Annotated in this window: 15 protein-coding genes; 7 read left to right on the top strand and 8 right to left on the bottom strand. The window is 70.2% G+C overall.

Translation table 11 applies throughout. The features are described from left to right. Positions 1 to 123: 123 nt before the first annotated feature. Positions 124 to 1,905 (top strand): tannase/feruloyl esterase family alpha/beta hydrolase, encoded by a 1,782-nt coding sequence (locus LDL49_RS10890; protein ID WP_225290845.1) that lies wholly within the window; start codon positions 124 to 126, stop codon positions 1,903 to 1,905. Between the two features lie 277 nt (positions 1,906 to 2,182). Further along, a complete protein-coding gene (locus tag LDL49_RS10895; RefSeq protein ID WP_225290846.1) occupies positions 2,183 to 3,541 on the top strand; it encodes an amidase family protein in 1,359 nt (452 codons plus the stop codon). 108 nt (positions 3,542 to 3,649) lie between these two features. Here LDL49_RS10895 and LDL49_RS10900 read toward each other — a convergent pair whose 3' ends face one another. Continuing rightward, positions 3,650 to 5,158: a M48 family metallopeptidase gene (locus LDL49_RS10900; protein ID WP_225290847.1), complete on the bottom strand. Its 1,509-nt coding sequence runs from the start codon at positions 5,156 to 5,158 to the stop codon at positions 3,650 to 3,652. An 82-nt stretch (positions 5,159 to 5,240) separates the two neighbouring features. Between LDL49_RS10900 and LDL49_RS10905 the strand changes: the two genes are divergently transcribed. Both LDL49_RS10905 and LDL49_RS10910 read left to right on the top strand, forming a co-directional pair. Then, positions 5,241 to 6,461, top strand: a complete 1,221-nt coding sequence (locus LDL49_RS10905) for a deoxyguanosinetriphosphate triphosphohydrolase (protein WP_225290848.1) — start codon at positions 5,241 to 5,243, stop codon at positions 6,459 to 6,461. A gap of 25 nt (positions 6,462 to 6,486) precedes the next feature. Further along, a complete protein-coding gene (locus LDL49_RS10910; protein WP_225290849.1) occupies positions 6,487 to 7,647 on the top strand; it encodes an NAD(P)/FAD-dependent oxidoreductase in 1,161 nt (386 codons plus the stop codon). Positions 7,648 to 7,653: 6 nt separating this feature from the next. Here LDL49_RS10910 and LDL49_RS10915 read toward each other — a convergent pair whose 3' ends face one another. After that, complete coding sequence (locus LDL49_RS10915; RefSeq protein ID WP_225290850.1) at positions 7,654 to 8,562, bottom strand: M23 family metallopeptidase; 909 nt, start codon at positions 8,560 to 8,562, stop codon at positions 7,654 to 7,656. Between the two features lie 168 nt (positions 8,563 to 8,730). Between LDL49_RS10915 and dnaG the strand changes: the two genes are divergently transcribed. Further along, complete coding sequence (dnaG, locus tag LDL49_RS10920; protein WP_225290851.1) at positions 8,731 to 10,572, top strand: DNA primase; 1,842 nt, start codon at positions 8,731 to 8,733, stop codon at positions 10,570 to 10,572. A 427-nt stretch (positions 10,573 to 10,999) separates the two neighbouring features. After that, positions 11,000 to 12,103 (top strand): RNA polymerase sigma factor RpoD, encoded by a 1,104-nt coding sequence (gene rpoD / locus LDL49_RS10925; protein WP_214638280.1) that lies wholly within the window; start codon positions 11,000 to 11,002, stop codon positions 12,101 to 12,103. Positions 12,104 to 12,286: 183 nt separating this feature from the next. Here rpoD and LDL49_RS10930 read toward each other — a convergent pair whose 3' ends face one another. The 3 genes from LDL49_RS10930 to LDL49_RS10940 all read right to left on the bottom strand — a co-directional run bounded on the left by LDL49_RS10930 (position 12,287) and on the right by LDL49_RS10940 (position 14,154). After that, complete coding sequence (locus tag LDL49_RS10930) at positions 12,287 to 12,826, bottom strand: phosphatase domain-containing protein (RefSeq protein WP_225290852.1); 540 nt, start codon at positions 12,824 to 12,826, stop codon at positions 12,287 to 12,289. Between the two features lie 18 nt (positions 12,827 to 12,844). Continuing rightward, positions 12,845 to 13,447, bottom strand: coding sequence for a CGNR zinc finger domain-containing protein (locus LDL49_RS10935; RefSeq protein WP_225290853.1), 603 nt, complete (start codon positions 13,445 to 13,447; stop codon positions 12,845 to 12,847). 92 nt (positions 13,448 to 13,539) lie between these two features. After that, positions 13,540 to 14,154 (bottom strand): serine hydrolase, encoded by a 615-nt coding sequence (locus LDL49_RS10940; RefSeq protein WP_308016109.1) that lies wholly within the window; start codon positions 14,152 to 14,154, stop codon positions 13,540 to 13,542. A gap of 196 nt (positions 14,155 to 14,350) precedes the next feature. Between LDL49_RS10940 and LDL49_RS10945 the strand changes: the two genes are divergently transcribed. Further along, positions 14,351 to 15,985: an IS200/IS605 family accessory protein TnpB-related protein gene (locus LDL49_RS10945; protein WP_225290854.1), complete on the top strand. Its 1,635-nt coding sequence runs from the start codon at positions 14,351 to 14,353 to the stop codon at positions 15,983 to 15,985. Between the two features lie 7 nt (positions 15,986 to 15,992). On the opposite strand, the gene LDL49_RS10950 is transcribed toward LDL49_RS10945, so the two are convergent. The 3 genes from LDL49_RS10950 to LDL49_RS10960 form a co-directional block, all read right to left on the bottom strand. Continuing rightward, positions 15,993 to 16,238, bottom strand: a complete 246-nt coding sequence (locus LDL49_RS10950) for a serine hydrolase (RefSeq protein ID WP_225290855.1) — start codon at positions 16,236 to 16,238, stop codon at positions 15,993 to 15,995. Positions 16,239 to 16,365: 127 nt separating this feature from the next. Further along, complete coding sequence (locus LDL49_RS10955; RefSeq protein WP_225290856.1) at positions 16,366 to 17,175, bottom strand: transporter substrate-binding domain-containing protein; 810 nt, start codon at positions 17,173 to 17,175, stop codon at positions 16,366 to 16,368. Beyond that, positions 17,172 to 18,554, bottom strand: coding sequence for a GlnX family signal transduction membrane protein (locus tag LDL49_RS10960; RefSeq protein ID WP_225290857.1), 1,383 nt, complete (start codon positions 18,552 to 18,554; stop codon positions 17,172 to 17,174). Before LDL49_RS10960 ends, LDL49_RS10955 begins: the two co-directional genes overlap by 4 nt. Positions 18,555 to 18,556 lie beyond the last annotated feature (2 nt).

Here is an 18,556-nt window from a genome sequence, read left to right on the forward strand (position 1 = left end):
TGTTCGAGCGGGCTTTCGGGCCCGGCCGCCTCGGCGAGTGGCAGGATGCGGGTCGACCGACCTCGACCTGGAGCGGGCCCCAAAGCCGTTGCCGCCGATGCCCGCCTTCCGTCATGATCGAGCATGGCGATGACGCAAGAACTGCTCGCTTGTGTACGGGGTCGGACGCCGGGCCGCGCCGCTGGAGTCCGGGCGCTACCGGTTGTCCTCGCCGTCCTCGCCGTCCTCGTGATGGCCGGCAGTGGCCAGGCCGCGTCCCGTACGGCCGTGGCCGGGGTGCCCGCCGATGCTCGCGGTTCGTCCTCCGGCCCTCCCGTGGTGCTGCCGAAAATAGACTGCGCGGCCCTCGCCGGGCAGGACCTGTCGGGGACGCCCGGCGCTCCGGCGGTCATCGGGTCCGCGACCGCGATGACCTCGCCGGACGGCTGGGCGGCCTGCGAAGTCAAGGGAACCGCGGCGCCGCAGATCCAGTTCGACGTGCTCCTCCCCACCGAGACGTGGCGGCAGCGGTATCTGCAGACCGGGTGCGGGGCGTTCTGCGGGAGCGTCGACATCTACGCCGACGCGACGGACGGGTGCGTGCCGCTGACCCGCGGCGACTTCGCCATAGCCACCGGCAACGGGGGGCACGTCGGCGTCTCCGGCTTCGACGGCACGTTCGGTGCCGATCCGCAGCTCCGGGTCGACTTCGGCTACCGGTCCGACCACGTCGTCGCGCTCGTCGCCAAGCGGCTCATCGCGCTCTACTACGGACAAGGCCCGCGCTACTCCTACTTCGACGGCTGCTCGCAGGGCGGCCACGAGGGGATGACCGAGGCGCAGCGCTACCCGCGGGACTTCGACGGCATCGTCGCCGGCGCCCCGGCGTCGTTGCTCACGTCGCTCATCGTGTGGTCCGCGGGCTGGCACGCCACGGCCAACACCGACGCGCAGGGCCGGCCCATCCTGACCGCTGCCAAGCTTCCCGCGCTGCACGCCGCCGTCATGCGTGAGTGCGACGCACGGGACGGCCTGGCCGACGGCCAGATCGACGACCCGCGTGCCTGCGCGTTCGATCCGCGGAGCCTGCGCTGCGCGACAGGAACCGACAACGCGGGCTGCCTCACCGACGCGCAGATCGATGCCGTACGCAAGCTGTATGACGGGCCACGCGACGAGCGGGGCCGGCGGATGTACCCGGGGGGCGAGCCCGTGGGCTCGGAAGCGAACTGGGCCCGCTGGGTCACCCCGACCGCCACCGGCGGCCCGGCCGTGGCCGAGGGCAACGCGACGAACGCGCTGAAGTACCTCGCCTACCCGTCCGCCCGGCCGTCGGCGACACTGCGCGACCTGCACTACGACTCGGCGACGTTCCGCGATATCTACCGGCAGGCCGGCATCTACGACGCGAGCGACCCCGACCTGACGGCCTTCCGCGCCGCGGGCGGGAAGCTCCTCCTCTGGCACGGCTGGGCAGACCAGGCGATCTCGCCGTACGGGACGATCGCCTACTACCACGCCCTCACCGAGCGCATGGGCGGGACGGACGCCACGCAGCGGTTCGCCCGCCTGTTCATGCTGCCGGGCGTCGCCCACTGCGGTGACGGTCAGGGGCCGGACGCGATCGACGCGCTCACCCCCACCATCGCCTGGGTCGAGAACGGCGTCGCACCCGACCGGCTCGTCGCCACGAAGCGCCAGGACGACACCGTCGTACGGACCCGGCCGGTCTACCCCTATCCGACCGTCGCACGCTACGACGGGAGCGGCAGCATTGACGACGCGGCGAACTTCGCACCGACACCGCCGCCCACGCGCTACGAGGACGACATCCCCTGGCTCGGGTCGTTCCGCTCCGGCTACGAGCAGACCTGCGGCTGGCACGACGGCCGCTGGTCCTGCACCCTGGCGCGACGGCCGAGCTAGCTGGGCGGCTTGGCGTCCTGCTCCAGAACCGCGGACAGGGCCACTTGGTCCCGTCACCGCCCGCTCGCGCTCCACCGTGCCGCATTACAGCAGAGCAGCGCCCTCACGACCGAGGGCGCTGGACTGGCCGCGCGCAAAGCGAACCGGGCGCCGTCCCGGCGACGGCACCTACCGGGCCTACAAGCTCGACGTCCTTCACATCAGGGACGATGCGGTAGCGGCGTTCACCACCTGTTCCCGCCTTCGGCCTACCTGTGGCCCTCTGAAGGAGTACCTCGTGTTCCAATCCGCGACTGAGGCGGCGCGACTGATCCGCCGCAAGGAGATCTCCTCCCGCGAACTGACCGAGTCACTGCTCGCCCGGATCGACGCCGTCAACCCCGCACTCAACGCCGTCGTCGAACTGCGGCGAGCGGAGGTCCTGCGGGAGGCCGCGGCCGCCGATCAGGCCACGGCACGAGGTGGCGAACTCGGCCCGTTGCACGGCGTGCCGATCACGATCAAGGACTGCTTCAACGTCGCCGGATCGCCCACCACCTGGGGCAATCCGGCCTTCGCCGGCCATGTCGCCGACGCCGACGCCACCGTCGTACGGCGATTGAAGCAGGCCGGCGCGATCGTCGCGGGCAAGACCAACGTGCCGTTCATGCTGGCCGACTACGCGCAGACCGCCAACGACCTGTACGGCGTGACCCGCAACCCATGGGACACCACCCGGACGCCCGGAGGATCCAGCGGCGGAGCCGCCGCGGCGCTGGCCGCCGGACTGAGCTTCCTCGACTACGGCACCGACCTGGTCGGCTCGATCCGGATCCCGGCGAGTTTCTGCGGCGTCTACGGCCTTAAGCCGAGCACCGGCATCGTGCCGCTGACCGGATTCCAGCCGCCGGGACCGCCGCCCCCGCCGAGCGACATGACGTACATGTCGGTCGCGGGTCCGCTCAGCCGTTCGCCCGGTGACCTGCGCACGGCGCTCGCGGTCACCGCGGGCCCCGAAGGCCAGGCGGCCAAGGCCTACTCCTGGCGGCCGGCCCCGCCCCGGCATACCCGGCTGAGCGAGTTCCGAGTCGGGTTCGTGCTGGACCACGGCCAGAGCCCGGTGTCCAGCGAGGTGGCCGCGCGGTTGTCCGGCGTCGTGGACGCGCTCGGCCGCGCCGACGCGACGCTCGTCGAAGGCTGGCCGCAGGGCATCGATCCGGCCCGCTCCGCCGAATCCTTCGGCTTCCACGTAGGCCTGTTCTTCGCCTTCATCGAAGGCGGCCAGGACGGCGGCAGGGACTTCGCGCCGCTGCCGGCGGTCATCGAGCACGAGACCAGGCGCATGACCGCACGCCAAGCCTGGAACGATTACTTCACCGACATCGACGTGTTCCTGTGCCCGACAACGCCCACGCCCGCCATCCGCCCCGGCGACGGCACGGATGTCGAACGCATGCCGTTCTGGATCGCGCACGCCTCCCTGCCCGGCCTACCCGCGGTGAACGCACCCATCGGGACCACACCCCACGGACTCCCGGTAGGCGCGCAGATCGTGGGACCACTCTACGAGGACGACACGGCAATCACTTTCGCGGAGCTGCTCAGCGAGATCGCCGGGGGCTACACTCAGCCACCGCCCGACGGCCGCCTCGGATGAACCGGCTTGTCGCCCCTGACCGGGCCCCAACCTGACCTTGGCCATCCCCTTAGGTGGCGTCCGTCGTGGCCGGTGTCCCTGTGGCGGTCGTCTCGGGGACCGTCGCGGTCAGCCGGGCGAGACGGTCGTCTCCGCCTGCTCCAGCGTGGCGGGCACGTAGTCGTGCCGCATGCCCAGATCGCCCAGCCACTTCCGGAGCCCCGGAACGGCGGACGGGTTGGCCGCGACCTGGGCCGCGTACTCCGACAGCGCCACCTCCTCGCCGTCGTCGAACAGCAGCCGCGCCGGCCCCGCCCACGACAGCGTCCACCGGGCCTGGCCGTGCTGGATCAGCACCGCCTCCAGCGCCTGCCCGAGCACCCCGGCCAGCAGCGTCTCCGACGGGTTCCAGCCCAGCTCGCGCAGCTTCTCCTCCAGCTCGGGCCGCCGCCCCCTGGCGATCACCTCGAAGGCCGCGTCGAGGTAGGGCCGGGCGGCGCCCAGCACCCGCTGCCCGGCCAGCGCCAGGTCGTTGAGCGCCTCGGCGTTGCGGGCCGCGTACATGCCCTGGGACACCAGCTCCTCCCACGAGACCGCCCGCAGCCCCGTGAGCGCCTCCGGCGTCCACATCGACTGCTCGACCGCCTGAACCGCCACGTTCGCGTCACGCAGCAGCGTGAGGGCCGAGCGCGGGTCGGGCACGTGCTCCGGCTCGGGCAGCAGCTCGATGGCGGCCAGCCGCTCGCCCAGGCTCGGGTGGGAGTCGTAGAGGGAGGTCTCCTGCGGCTCCTCGCCCAGCCTGGCCACCTCGGCCTGCCTGGCCGGGTCGCTCATCAGCGCGTGGAACCCGCCGAACACCGCCGCCGGCCGGTTGCCGCCCGCCCCGGTCATCGACAGGTAGTTCTCGGCGTAGACGTCCCAGGCGGTCGCCGTGCTGTGGATCTTGCGGAGCGCCTCCGACATCGCCTGGCGACCGCCGATGGCCACCGCGAACCGGTCGGCCTCCAGCTCCTGGCCGCGCGACACGCTCTGGGAGACGAGCATGTAGAGCTTGGCGTAGTAGGCGAACAGCCGCTGGATGAACGGGTGGTTGCCGAGCTCCTGGACGGTCGCGATCAGCGCCACCCGGCCACGGTAGACCGGCGCGCCCAGACGGGTGTGGGCGCCGCTGTAGTGGCCCAGCTCGTGGCCGAGCACCGCGCGCATCTCGTCGACCGTGAGGGTCTGCAGCAGCGGCAGCCCGATGTACATGCGCCGCCTGGTGGCCTTCATGCCGAGGAAGCGGGTGTCCTCCGCCACGGCGGCGTTGACCTCGGGCACCAGGCGGATCTCGTCGGGCGGTGCCGTACGGACGCGCTGGGACAGCTCGTCGACCACCTGCCAGAGCGCGGGCTCGTGCTCGCGGGCGACCAGCACGCCCGGCTCTTCGCCGCCCTTGCGGCGGCTGACCATGATCAGGGCACGCAGGAGCGCGGCCCCCGCCAGGGTCAGCACGACCGCGAACTTGAGGCCGTTGACGTGGAAGTCGACCAGCAGCAGCACGTCGAAGAAGACGGCCGCGACCAGAATGAGGCCGACCAGCACGTAGAAGCCGGCAAGCAGGGCGAAGGCCAGCACGGCCCGGAACGCTGTGGTCATGGAGGAGGGGCTCCCGGGGAATGGGGTTCTCGCGAGGGTTGACACTAGCGGAGACCGGAAACTGGATAAAATCACAGCTCTTATGGCCCGTTACGACGAGCACGACCAGGCGCGATGGGTGCCGGAACCTCCCGGCAACCCGGAGCGCAGCGCGTTCGAACGCGACCGCGCCAGGGTCCTGCACAGCTCCGCGCTGCGCAGGCTGGCCGCGAAGACGCAGGTCGTGGGGCCCGGCGAGGCTCTCGGCGGCGGCCAGCACATCCCGCGCACCCGGCTCACCCACTCGCTCGAATGCGCCCAGGTCGGCCGGGAGATGGGCGCGACGCTCGGCGTCGCCCCCGACCTGGTGGAGACCGCCTGCCTGGCGCACGACCTGGGCCATCCGCCGTTCGGCCACAACGGCGAGGTGGCGCTCAACCAGCTGTCCACCTCGTGCGGCGGCTTCGAGGGCAACGCGCAGAGCCTGCGCCTGCTCACCCGGCTGGAGGCCAAGGTCCTCACCGAGGACGGCCGCAGCGCCGGGCTCAACCTCACCAGGGCCGCGCTCGACGCCTCCATCAAGTATCCGTGGACCTGTGACAAATCGCCGAAGTTCGGGGTCTACGACGACGACCTGCCGGTCTTCGAGTGGATCAGGGACGGCGCCCCCGACGGCCGGGTGAGCTTCGAGGCGCAGATCATGGACTGGGCCGACGACGTCGCCTACTCCGTCCACGACCTGGAGGACGCGCTGCACTCCGGCCACGTCACGCCCGAGGCGCTCCTGTCGGCCGCCGAGCGCCGCGCGGTCTGTGAGACCGCCCGCACCTGGTACGCGCCCAGCGCCGACCTCGGCGAACTCGAGGCCGTCTTCGCCGCACTGATCGCCACCCCGCTCTGGCCGCGCCGCTTCGAGGCCACCTTCGCCGACCTGGCCGGGCTCAAGGCGCTGACCAGCGGCCTCATCGGCCGCTTCTGTCGCTCCGCCCAGACCGCCACCAAGGACGCGTACGCCTCACGGCACCGCGCGGAGCTCGTCGTCCCGTCGGCCACGCTGCTGGAGTGCGCGCTCCTCAAGGGCATCACCGCCCACTACGTGATGACCACCGACGACCACCACGCCAACCAGGCCAGGCAGCGCGAACTCATCACCGAGCTGGCCTCCCTGATCACGCTCGGCGCGCCCGCGACCCTGGAGCCCGCCTTCCGTCCCACCTACCTCGGCGCGCCCGACGACGCCGCCCGCGTCCGGGTGGTCATCGACCAGATCGCCTCTCTCACCGACACCTCCGCCATCGCTTGGCACAAGCGTCTTTCCCGATGACCCTCGGCGGGCGGATACTGCGGCCATGGCTACATATGTGATCGTCGGTGCGGGACTGGCGGGGGCCAAGGCGGCGCAGACGTTGCGGGAAGAGGGCTCCGACGACGAGATCGTGCTGATCGGCGCGGAGTCCGAACGCCCCTACGAGAGACCGCCCTTGTCGAAGGAATACCTCCAGGGCAAGAGCGAGCGGGAGAAGATCTTCGTCCACGGCGCCGGCTGGTACGCCGACAACGGCGTGGACCTCCGGACCGGCCTGCGGGTCACGCGTCTCGAGCTCGATCAGCACGCGGTCCGGCTCTCCGACGGCTCGCGCCAGCCGTACCACAAGCTGCTGATCGCGACGGGAGCGCGGCCGCGGCGCCTGCCCGGGCCCGCCCTCTACCTGCGCACGGTCGAGGACAGCGAGGCGCTCAAGGCCCGCTTCGCCGACGCCGGGCGGGTGATCGTGGTCGGCGCGGGCTGGATCGGGCTGGAGACCGCCGCGGCCGCCCGCCAGGCCGGGTGCGAGGTCACGATCGTCGAACCCGACCCCACGCCGCTGTACCGGCCGCTCGGGCCCGAACTCGGCGAGGTCTTCGCCGGGCTGCACCGGCGCAACGGCGTCGACCTGCGCACCGGCACCGGCGCCGCGGAGATCACCGAGACCGGCGTGCGGCTCAGCTCCGGCGAGCGCCTGACCGCCGACCTCGTCATCGTCGGCATCGGCGCGGAGCCCGAGGTCGGGCTGGCCCGGGACGCCGGGCTGGAGGTAGGCGGCGGCATCCTCACGGACGCCGCGCTGCGCACCTCGCATCCCGACGTGTTCGCCGCGGGCGACGTCGCCGAGGCCTTCCATCCCCTGTACGGCCGGCGCATCCGAGTCGAGCACTGGGCCAACGCGCTGAACGGCGGCCCCGCGGCGGCCAGGTCCATGCTGGGCCAGGAGGTCTCCTACGACCGCGTGCCGTACTTCTATACCGACCAGTACGACCTGGGCATGGAGTTCTCCGGCGACATCCAGGGCTACGACGAGATCGTCTACCGGGGCTCGGTCCCCGACCAGGAGTTCGTCGCCTACTGGCTGCGCGAGGGCAAGGTCGTCGCCGGCATGAACGTCAACGTCTGGGACGTCGTCAGCGAGATCCAGCAGCTCATCCGCTCCGGCGTGACCGTGGACCCGAAGGAGCTCACCTCGGATCGGTGATGAGACTCACGTCGGATTGATGATGATCGGCGTGGGAGTCGGCTTGACGCGGGTCTTCTTTTTCTTCTTCTTCTTGGGCTCCGTCACCGTCTTCGACGCGCACTGAACGGCACAGCGCGGCGTCTCGCCCAGCCGGCCGCGCAGCTTCAGCGTCTCCTTCTTCGGCGAAAACGTCTTGTTGCCGGACTGCCAGGCGTCGAGGTAGTCCCAGGGGTTCACCATGCCCCGGCGCACCCACCAGTAGGCGGGGCCGGTCTTCCAGGAGATCGCGAAGTAGAGGTTGGTGCCGGTGTCGCGGGCATTGCCGGAGTTGCCGATCCGGCCGAGCATCTGCCCGGCCTTCACCCGTACGCCCGGCTTGAGGCCGTCAGCCACGGCGTCGAGATGGCCGCCGAGGTAGCGGACGCCGTCGTCGCCGATGATCGTGACGAAGCGGCCCTCGCGGTCGGCGCCCACGTCGGTGGTGGGCGACCACTTGTTCAGGGTGTTGACCTCGTCGACCACGCCGTCCACCGGCGCCACGAACGCGCAGCCCTTGGCCGCCCAGATCGTCGTCTTCGGCAGCACGAGCAACTGGCGTTGGTAGGTCGTCCGGCAGCCCTCGACGGGGAAGGCGTAGGTGTACTTCGACAGCTTCGGCGGCGGGATCTTGACCGGGTCCTCACCCTTGGGCGGAGTCTCGGCCGATTGCGGGTCGGCGGTCGAGTTCTGCGAGGGGGGTGTTTGCGGGGGGATGGTGGCGGTGACGGACGGGCTCGCGCTCGCCGAGGGTGTGGCCGGTGACTGCGCGCTGACGCCCGCCACTCCGGTGGCTTGTGGCGAGCAGGCGCTCGCCAGCAGCGCGGCGCCCGCTAAAGCCGCCCAACGTCCGAGATGCCCCGCTCGCATGATCTCCACCCGTGTCGACGTGTCCACCGCAAACATTTACCTTTGTAGCCGACCGGGGAAGTGCTCCCGACAGATTTCCGTCTTTCGCGACGCGACGGTGACATCCTCCTACCGCCAGGTCACCGTCACCTCACGGAGGGCAGTCATGAGCCCGGGTGGGGCCGGTTGTCGTAGCTCAGGAATAGACTCACCGGCGTGGCTGGCCGGATCCGTGACGTCGACATCGCGCTCGTTCGTGAGCGATCACCCATCGCCGATGTGATCGGCGAGCACATCCAATTGCGCAACGCGGGCGGCGGCAATCTCAAAGGGTTGTGCCCGTTCCACGACGAGAAGAGCCCCTCCTTCAACGTCACGCCCGAGCGCGGCATGTATTTCTGCTTCGGCTGCACCGAGGGCGGCGACGTCATCACGTTCGTCGAGAAGATCGAGCACCTGACGTTCGGCGAGGCGGTCGAGCGGCTGGCCCAGCGTGCCGGGATCCAGCTCCAATACGACCAGGGCGGCTACGTGCCGCGGCGCGACCACGGCGAGCGGGCCCGGCTGATCGAGGCGCACAAGGCCGCCGCCGAGTTCTACGCCGAAAAGCTGCTCGGCCCGGACGCCGCGCCCGGCCGGCGGTTCCTGTCGGAGCGGGGGTTCGAGCGGGCCGACGCCGAGCTGTTCGGGGTCGGCTACGCGCCCAACGAGTGGGAAGGGCTGACGCGGCATCTCCTGGGGCGCGGCTTCACCGCCGACGAGATCGTCAAGGGCGGGCTGGCCAAGGAGGGCCGGCGCGGGCCGATGGACCGCTTCCGGGGGCGGCTGATCTGGCCGATCCGCGACGCGACGGGCGACGTGATCGGGTTCGGGGCGCGCAAGCTGCTCGACTCCGACGAGGGCCCGAAATACCTCAACACCCCCGACTCGCCGCTCTACAAGAAGAGCCAGGTGCTCTACGGCATCGACCTGGCCAAGCGGGAGATCTCCAAGCGGTCCCAGGCGGTCATCGTCGAGGGCTACACCGACGTCATGGCCTGTCACCTGGCGGGGGTGCCGACGGCGGTCGCCACCTGCGGCACGTCGTTCGGCGAGGAGCACATCAAGATCCTGCGGCGCTTCCTGCTCGACCAGGCGGAGTTCCGCGGCGAGGTGATCTTCACCTTCGACGGCGACGCGGCCGGGCAGAAAGCGGCGCTGCGGGCGTTCGCCGACGAGCAGAAGTTCGTCACCCAGACCTACGTGGCCATCCAGCCTGACGGGCTCGACCCGTGCGACCTGCGCGTCAAGCAGGGAGACGCGGCCGTGCGCGACCTGATCGCCAGCCGCGAGCCGCTGTTCCAGTTCGCCATCCGCAGCACGATCGCCCGCTACGACCTGCGCAGCAACGAGGGCAAGATCGCCGCGCTCGACGCGGCGGCGCCGATGGTGGCCGGGATCAAGGACGTCGGCCTGCGCAAGCGCTACGCGATCGACCTCGACCGGTGGCTCGGCTTCATGGACGAGCGGTTCGTCATGCAGCGCATCGCCGAGGTCGGCGGGGCCCAGCAGGGGCGCCCGCGACGGGCGCCGAAGGCCGCCCCCGTCGACCCCAACGTGCGGGTCGAGGGCGAGCTGCTCAAACTGGCCATCCAGCGGCCCGCGCTGCTCGGCCCCCGCTTCGACGCGCTCGACCCGCGGGCGTTCACTGCGCCTGACCACGTGCTCGTGCACCAGGTGATCACCGCGGCGGGCGGCGCCGCGTCGGCGGGCCACGGCGGCCGGGAGTGGGTCGACCGGCTGCTGGAGCAGTGCCACGACGACGTGACGCGGGCGCTGGTGACCCGGTTCGCGGTCGAGGCGATCCGGGCCGACTCCCACACCGAGGAGCGCTACGGGGCGGCCATGCTGGCGGCGATCGAGGCCATCGCGGTCGACCGGGCGATCGCTCAGGTCAAGTCGCGCATCCAGCGGCTCAACCCGGTGGATGAGCAGCAGGACTACAACCGGCTGTTCGGCGAGCTGGTGGCGCTGGAGCAGCAGCGCAGAGTGCTCCGGGACCGGGCCGCGGGCAGCTGAGGGTTTCGGCGGGACCGTGCGCAGTCGCTTTGACGTAGCCCACCGGCGGATGACGGGCCGCGAATGGCCCCTGTAACGGCTCGTTCGAGAGTTGCCGAGCACAAGATGTCGGGAACTTGTTGAATCCAGATGGCCGTGGCGAAATCCTTCAGCAGCCGGGCGAGACAGCGGTGTCAGAAGGCATTCGGGCAGGCTACGCCCGGTGTCCGGCGACAACACCGGCCCGGACCCTCCTTACTCGACCGCGTAATGGACTTTACTTTCCTGATCAAACTCCTGCTAAACCTTTAAGCGATCTCATTTTGGTAAGGGCCACGGCCTTACCTTCGGTTACAAAAATGGGTCTGCCATTTTACGGAACCAATACTGCAGACTGTGTCCCGTGGGTGCATCGGTACTGCCAAGTGGACCGCCATCCGTAGATCAAGTGGCGGACCTCGTCGCGAAGGGAAGGGAGCGCGGAAGCGTAACCGTCGATGACGTCGCAGCCGCGCTTGACCGCTCAGAGTTGCCGTCCGACGCGTTGGAACGCGTCGTGCGGATGCTCGCGGAGAACGGCGTGGAGGTTCTCGAACCCCAAGGAGAGGAAGAGACCACCCGCGCCGACGAGGAGGACGTAGGCAAGCGGGCGCCGACCAGCGATCTTGTCCGTATCTACCTGCGGGAGATCGGCCGGGTGCCGCTGCTGACAGCGGAAGAGGAGGTGGAGCTCGCCAAATCGATCGAAGCCGGTCTGTTCGCCGAGGACAAGCTGGCCAGCGGTGTCTCGCGTCTGGCCTTTCCCGAGTTCAGGGAGCTCGTCTGGCAGGGCACTCGGGCGAAACAGCGCCTCATCGAGGCCAATCTCAGGCTCGTCGTCTCGATCGCCAAACGTTATGTGGGCCGTGGAATGCTCTTCCTCGATCTCATCCAGGAAGGCAACCTCGGGCTCATCCGCGCGGTCGAGAAGTTCGACTACACCAAGGGATACAAGTTCTCCACTTATGCCACCTGGTGGATCCGGCAGGCGATCACCCGTGCGATAGCCGACCAGGCACGCACCATTCGCATTCCGGTACACATGGTGGAGACGATCAATAAGCTCGTCAGAGTGCAGCGGCAGCTCCACCAGGACCTCGGCCGTGAACCCGCGCCCGAGGAGATCGCCAAGGAGATGGACCTCCCGGTCGATCGTGTGGTGGAGATCCAGCGCATCGCCCAGGAGCCGGTGTCACTGCAGTCGCCGATCGGTGAGGAAGACTCCGACCTCGGCGACTTCATCGAGGACGCCGACGCGGTCGTGCCCATGGAGGCTGCGGCCTTCATCATGCTGCAGGACCAGCTCGACGACATCCTGGCGACGCTGTCGGACCGCGAGCAGCGCATCATCCAGCTCCGCTTCGGCCTGGCCGACGGGCATCCGCGCACGCTGGAGGAGGTGGGCAGGGAATTCGGCGTCACCAGGGAGCGCATCCGGCAGATCGAGTCGAAGACGCTGGCCAAGCTCCGCCACCCGACCAGGGCGCAGATGCTGCGGGACTATCTGGATTGAGCTGTTCGACCGATCGAGCTGGTGACCTGCCGATTCGGTAGGTCACCAGCTCGCTTTCAGGCCCGCTCGACATCGTCGGGAGCGTCCACTCGCCCTTCTGGGATCCCGGTATCAGTGCGGAAATTCCCACCAATATGCCGCTGGCCTGTGACAACTGGTGGCGCGCCTGCCGGCCGGCGAAGCTCAGGGTGATGTCTCAGGATCAGGGCCCTGGTCGCGCGGACCAGAGCGGGGGGACGGTGGGAAGCGCAGCACCCAGCGGCGTTGCCACGGGGTCTCGATGGCCCGATGGTGGTGGTGCTCGCGCGTCCAGGCGACGGCTTCGGCCGGGTCGAGGCCGGCCAGGACGGCGAGGCAGGCGACGACCGTGCCGGTGCGCCCGACGCCGCCCCCGCAGGCGACCTCCACCGCGGCGCCCGCCCGCGCCCGCTCATGCAGCTCGCGGATGTGCCGCACGGCCAGATCGTGGTCGCGAGGCAGCAGGAAGTCGGGCCACTGGATCCACGCGTGGGGCCACCGCAGCTCGCTCTCGTGGCGACGGCGGAGCCGGTCGGAGCCGAGGTACAGGCCGAAGTCGGGCACCGGCCCCTCCGGCAGCGGATGGCGCAGGCCGCGGCCGCGGATCCAAGTGCCGTCCGGGAGCTGGAAGGCGGCTGCGAGCGGTGGCTCGCTTGGTGGGCCACCGACCGGGCCGGCTGCTGCGCTGTCCCCAGGGTCTTGCATGGAGCTCTCCTTATGCCGTCAGAGTGTGTCTCGCCCGGCAGCGCTGCCCAGCCGATGCCGTGCGCGGTGATTGGCGACATTGAGCCGGTTGCCGCACAAGTCAGGCGTGCAGTAAATGCGGCGCCCCCCACGGCTGGTGTCGACGAACACACCGCGGCAGCCCGGAGCGACGCAGGCGCGGAACCGGCCGTGGCCCAGGGCACGGACGGCCCCGAGCAGCCCGACGCCGATGAGCGCGGCCAGCTCCTCGGCCGGCGAGGCACCTGGTGCGGTCGGGACGTGCCACTGCCACCGCCCGCCGGCATCGCGGTCCAGCACCGGGCTGAGACCGGCCCGCCCGGCCAGCACGGCAGCGCCGGCGACGGCCTGGTCCTCCGTCTCGGTCTCCACGACGCCACGCGCCTCCCGGCGCAGCAGATGAACCTCGCGGACGTCGTCACCGGTCGGCGGCCGCCCATCCGCCAAGGCGTCGAGTCGAAGCCCGTGCCCCGTGAGGAACCGCGTCAACGCTTCAGGGGTCGGCAGGGCCTCCCCGGCCGTGGTCTGCACCGTGGGTGAGGTATTGGCCAAGTCGCCGGCCACAGCCGCCCCGAGGGCATAGTCGGTGATGGAGATCCGCATGCCCTCTCTCGCTTCCTAGTAACCGATTAAATTGGATTATAACCCTTACATGGTGGCGAGGGTGCGGTGGTCGTCCGGTCTTGATGAGGTCCTCAGCCCGCGGCCCCGCAGAACACGTTGACGGCGATGCCCATGACCTCTTGCGTGGACGGGTTTCGGGTAGAGGGGTTGAGCGACATGGTCAGCGACTTACCCGAGTCGGAGCGGAACGCGAACGTCAGGTATCCGATCAGCTCGCCGCTATGACCCCACACCGTGCCGCATGGCAGCGTGTACGCCTGCAGGCCGAGCCCATAGGCGAATCCGACTTTCGTGTCGACGGTCGTACGCATGGCCCGCAGCGACTCGGCGCTGGTCAGTTTGCCGCCCAGCAGGGCGGCCATGAACCCCTCCAGGTCCGCCATGGTCGAAATCATCTCGCCCGCCGCCCAGTCGAGCGAGGGGTTGCGAACTGTTAGCTGTTGAGCGTGCATGAGTGTGCATGAGGTGTTTGTCGTTGGGCTTCGATCTTCGTGTGAACATGACGATGGGCCATGCGCGGGGTGAGTCCTCGTGCGGCCTCGCGGTGGCCGCGTGACAGCGTGCTCACGGTTGCGGCCGGGCGGGTCCAGTCGGTGCGATCGTGGTGGGCGTCGAGGCCTGTGGTGCCGGTCGCGTGGTGGCGAGGGCGCGCTCGTGGGGGTGTGGGCGGGGTTCGGGCTGCGTATCGCTCACCTGTTCGGCCCGGCAGGGCAACTTCTGGTAGTCTAACGGTCACTATCGGTGAAAGTCCGGAGTGGATGGCGGGTGATCCGGGTGTGTCGGTGGGCGATGGCGTGGAGGTGTCGATCTCCTGGTGCGGTCGCCGTTGTGGTCGCCTGCGGGTGAACGTGCTCATCCATGTGGCGCTGGGGGTGATCGGGGATGGCTGAGGCGTTGCGGCCGATCGCTGCGCCGTTCGTGGCTGCCGGGCCGTCCGGGGTGGCTGTCCGTGATCGGCTCAAGGGGTTGACGGCGCAAGATGAGCAGGTGTTGCGCCGGGTGGGGGCACATCTGGGTGTGCTGGCTTCGCGGGATCTGGCGGTGCGTTGTCGTGCTGGGCTGGAGCATTCCGCTCAGGCGTGGGCGGAGCGTAAGCGGGAGCTGACACCGGAGTCGTCGTCGCGCTGGGCGGGGGCGATCACCAAGGCCAGCCATGACCAGTGGGCGCTGGCCCGCCGCTGCCAGGCGGCCCACATCCACGCCCTCGAGGCGGGTATCGCGACGATCGCGCACCGGCTGGCCCAGCCGATCGGCGCCAAGGGTTCGAAGAAGACGCCGGGCGGTTACCGCAGCACGCGGGAGTGGCATGCCAAAACCCGCCGCCTGCACGCGCTGAGTGACCGGCTGCGGCGGGAGCGGGCCGACTACGAGGCCGGGCGGGTGCACATCGTGCGGGGCGGCAAGCGGCTGCTCAACACCCGTCACCACCTCCAGGTCGCTCAGCTCGGCGAAACGCAGTGGCGCGGACGGTGGCAGGCCGAGCGGTGGTTCCTGCAGGCCGATGGCGAGTCGGGCAAGCGCTACGGCAACGAGACCATCCGTCTGACCCCCGACGGCCAGGTCAACATCAAACTGCCGGCCCCGCTGGCGCATCTGGCCAACGCCGCCCACGGCCGCTACGTCCTGTCGGCCAGGGTGTGCTTCGCGCACCGCGGCCAGGAGTGGGCCGACCGCATCGAGGCCAACCGGGCTGTTGCCTACCGCATCCACCTGGACATCGACCTGGACATCCCCCTGGGCGGGGCGCGTGGCCGCTGGTATGTGACCGCCTCCTGGCAGCATCAACCGACCCCGATCATCCCGCTCCAGGCCGCGCTGGCCGGCGGGGTGATCGGGGTGGACACGAATGCCGATCATCTGGCCGCTTGGCGGCTGGACGTGCACGGCAACCCGATCGGCAACCCACGCCACTTCGGCTACGACCTGTCCGGCGCCGCCGGGCGCCGAGACGCTCAGGTCCGGCATGCCCTGACCCGGCTGCTGCACTGGGCCCGGCGCTGCGGCGTCGCCGCGATCGCCATCGAAGACCTCGACTTCGCCACCGAGAAGACCCGCGAGAAGCACGGCCGCAACAAGCGGTTCCGGCAGCTCATCTCCGGCATCCCCACCGGCAAGCTCAAAGCCCGGCTCACCAGCATGGCCCAGGCGGCCGGTATCAGTGTCATCGCGGTGGATCCCGCCTACACCTCCCGGTGGGGGGCCCAGCACTGGCAGATCCCACTCACCAGCCCCACACGCAAGACCACCCGCCATGACGCCGCCGCCGTGGCCATCGCACGACGCGCCCAGCAGTACCCGATCCGGCGACGGACGCCACCGCCCCCGCATGACCAGAGTGATCGTGCGGGGCATCGGAGCGTCCAGGCCGAACCATGTGCCGCCGGGCGTGAGGAAACCCGCCACCGTACACCGGACCGCGCACACGATGCGCCGGGCCCGGTTACGGCCAGAACGCGGGCAACCAGCGCGCCCAACACCGTTCGGGGCGCGCCAGTGCAACTTATGTTCACTGGTTAGGAACGGTTCATCCGCGTCGCATCCATTCGGGCGGCGGCTCGTACCCCTTGGCGTGCGGCGATGGCACTCCTGCCCGGTCGCCCGGCACCACCGTGTGGCGCAGTCCCAGCGGCCGCAGGATGCGGCGCCTGACTTCCTCGCCGTAGGTCCTTCCGGTCAGCTTCTCCACCAGCAGTCCGAGCACCACGTAGTTGGTGTTGGAGTAGTGCCACTTCCCGTCATCGGGCAGTTTCTGCCCCCGCTCGCCCGGCAACTGATCCCGTTCCGCGCCACCTCGGATGAGGCGGATCGACCGGCATCGGCCGGCACGGATCGGCGCGGTCTAGTACGGCGGGCCCGGGCTGCACCCCAGGCCCGCCGTGTTCATGGACGGCGGTCGGTCATGAGCAGCCCTCGAACTGCGGGACCGCGATGGTGCTGAGGTTCAGGCCGGCCTTGCCGAACCATTTGTGCAGCAGCTTCGAGGCCGTCCCGTCCTGGTACATGGTGGTGATCGCCCGGTTGACCGCCTCGCACCCCGCGACGTCGCCCTTGTGCATGCCGACCCCGGTCCGCTGCTCGTTGAACTGGGCGTTGACCAGGCGCAGCCCGCTGCCGTCCTCGACGGCCAGGCCGGCCAGGATGACGTCGTTGGTGGTGATCGCGTCCAACCGGCGGTCCTTGAGCGCCGTCAGGCAGGCCGCGTAGTCGTCCACCGGCACCACCTCCGCGGCCACCTTGCGCTCCTCCAGGACCCGCTGCGTCGCGTTCGAGCCCTTCACCTGGCAGATCTTGCGGCCCTTGAGGTCGCGGACGTTCCTGATCGACGGCTCGTCCGGCCGTACCAGGATGTCCTGGTAGGAGATGTGGTACGGCCCGGCGAACAGGACCTTCGCCTTGCGGTCCTGGCTGATCGTGTACGTCGCTAGCACGAGGTCGGCCTTGCCGTTGAGCAGGACCTTCTCCCGGTCGGACGCCAGCACCGGGACGAAGGTGTAGTCCTTGCCGAGCTTCTGGGCGATGTAGCGGGCCACGTCCACGTCGAAGCCCTCGAAGGTGCCGTTGGACTTGCGCACGCCGACCGACGGCAGGTCGGAACGGACCCCGATGACGATCGCGTCCTTGTCCACGATCGACTCCGCGCCGCCCATGCCGCATGCCCCGGCCAGCAGCGCGGTCAGGACCAGCACCGCCGGTAGCAGCCGCTTCATCGGTACTCCTTCAGCCGTGGCCACACCCCGGCGATGACCAGCAGGCCGAGGCCGCCGATCGCGAACGGGAGCAGCCGCCACAGGTTGTCGAGCGCGCTCTCGCCGGCGTCCGTGGCCCGCCTGAACACGGCCTCGTGCTGCTCGGCGAGCTTCAGCAGCGCCTGGTCGTAGGCGTCGAAGGACTCGCGTACCGTCCCCAGCCTGGCCGACACGGCCTGGCTCGCCTGGCCGCTGGCCGCCAGCGCGCGGAGCTTGGCGTCGGCGTCCTGGAAGCGCGTGTACGCCTCGAGCGCCCGCTCGCCGTCGCTCCCGCCGAGCTCGGTGCCCAGCAGACCGAGGAAGTTCTTGGCGCCCTGCGCCACCTTGGCCTGGTAGGTGTCGAGGTTCCCGGCCTCCAGGTAGATCACCGACTGGGACTTGTCGAGGAAGGTGTGCTCATAGGTGTCGGCCCGGCCCTTGTCGAGCAGGAACCGGCTCTGGTCGCCGTGCAGGCTGTTGCTGATCGCGCGGGCCCTGGCCAGCGTGAGCACCGAGTCGAAGCCGTCGGCCTTGGCGGTGCGCAGCTCTCGCAGGTCCCGGCCGAGCACGTTCACCCCGGCGAGCAGCGCGACGACGGTCACGACGGTCGCGGCCAGCAGTGCCGGCCCGAACACCCTGCGGAAGCGCCGCGCCAGGAAGACCTGCAGCCAGATCAGGCAGCCCAGGGCCAGCAGCCCGGCCACGATCACCGCGAACCGTACGATCGGCACCATGACGCTCTTCTCGTCATAGGTGCTCCGCACGATCGTGCCGCTCTCCAGCGTCAGGTTGTACGCCTGGGGGAGCAGCACCAGCCGCATCAGGTCGGTGGCCTGCCGGTAGACCTCGACCACCTTCTGCGGAGGCGGCCCGGCCGCGTGGCCGGCCTGGGCGTCGAGCAGCAGCGCCTGCCCGGCCAGCCGCTCGTAGCGGCCGAGGCCGTCGAGCACGGACTGGACGGTCTGCCGCTCGGCGGGGTTGTCGCCGGACAGCTCGAACGCCTTCAGCAGCGCCTGGTTGGCCTCGGAGCGCCGCCGCTCGTACTGGGCGATGGCGGCCTGGCGCTGCGGGGCGTACTCCTTGCCCATCAGCAGCGCGTCGGCGACCTGCGCGTCCATGTCGCTCAGCCCGAGGTACAGGCCGGCGGTGGCGACGACCTGCGGGCCCGCGTCGCGGCCGATCACCGTCAGCCCGTCGCGCGCGCTCAGGCTCCCGGCCGCCAGCGCGGCGAAGAGCAGCGCCAGGGAGGCCACGGTGATGCCGGAGATGACCCGGATCCTGCCCGGCACGCTCCGGCGCGCCGGCGCCCCCGGCCCGGCCGGCCCGACCTGGCCGGGCGGCCTGGCCTGGACGATGGTCATGG

It is taken from the genome of Nonomuraea aurantiaca (genome assembly GCF_020215705.1).
GTDB classification, from domain to species: Bacteria; Actinomycetota; Actinomycetes; order Streptosporangiales; family Streptosporangiaceae; genus Nonomuraea; species Nonomuraea aurantiaca.

Coding starts and splice junctions, on each gene's coding strand:
- LDL49_RS10900 (WP_225290847.1), bottom strand. CDS start 5,158: ATGACCACAGCGTTCCGGGCCGTGCTGGCCTTCGCCCTGCTTGCCGGC.
- LDL49_RS10905 (WP_225290848.1), top strand. CDS start 5,241: ATGGCCCGTTACGACGAGCACGACCAGGCGCGATGGGTGCCGGAACCT.
- LDL49_RS10955 (WP_225290856.1), bottom strand. CDS start 17,175: ATGAAGCGGCTGCTACCGGCGGTGCTGGTCCTGACCGCGCTGCTGGCC.
- LDL49_RS10945 (WP_225290854.1), top strand. CDS start 14,351: ATGGCTGAGGCGTTGCGGCCGATCGCTGCGCCGTTCGTGGCTGCCGGG.
- LDL49_RS10890 (WP_225290845.1), top strand. CDS start 124: ATGGCGATGACGCAAGAACTGCTCGCTTGTGTACGGGGTCGGACGCCG.
- LDL49_RS10935 (WP_225290853.1), bottom strand. CDS start 13,447: ATGCGGATCTCCATCACCGACTATGCCCTCGGGGCGGCTGTGGCCGGC.
- LDL49_RS10960 (WP_225290857.1), bottom strand. CDS start 18,554: ATGACCATCGTCCAGGCCAGGCCGCCCGGCCAGGTCGGGCCGGCCGGG.
- LDL49_RS10930 (WP_225290852.1), bottom strand. CDS start 12,826: ATGCAAGACCCTGGGGACAGCGCAGCAGCCGGCCCGGTCGGTGGCCCA.
- LDL49_RS10910 (WP_225290849.1), top strand. CDS start 6,487: ATGGCTACATATGTGATCGTCGGTGCGGGACTGGCGGGGGCCAAGGCG.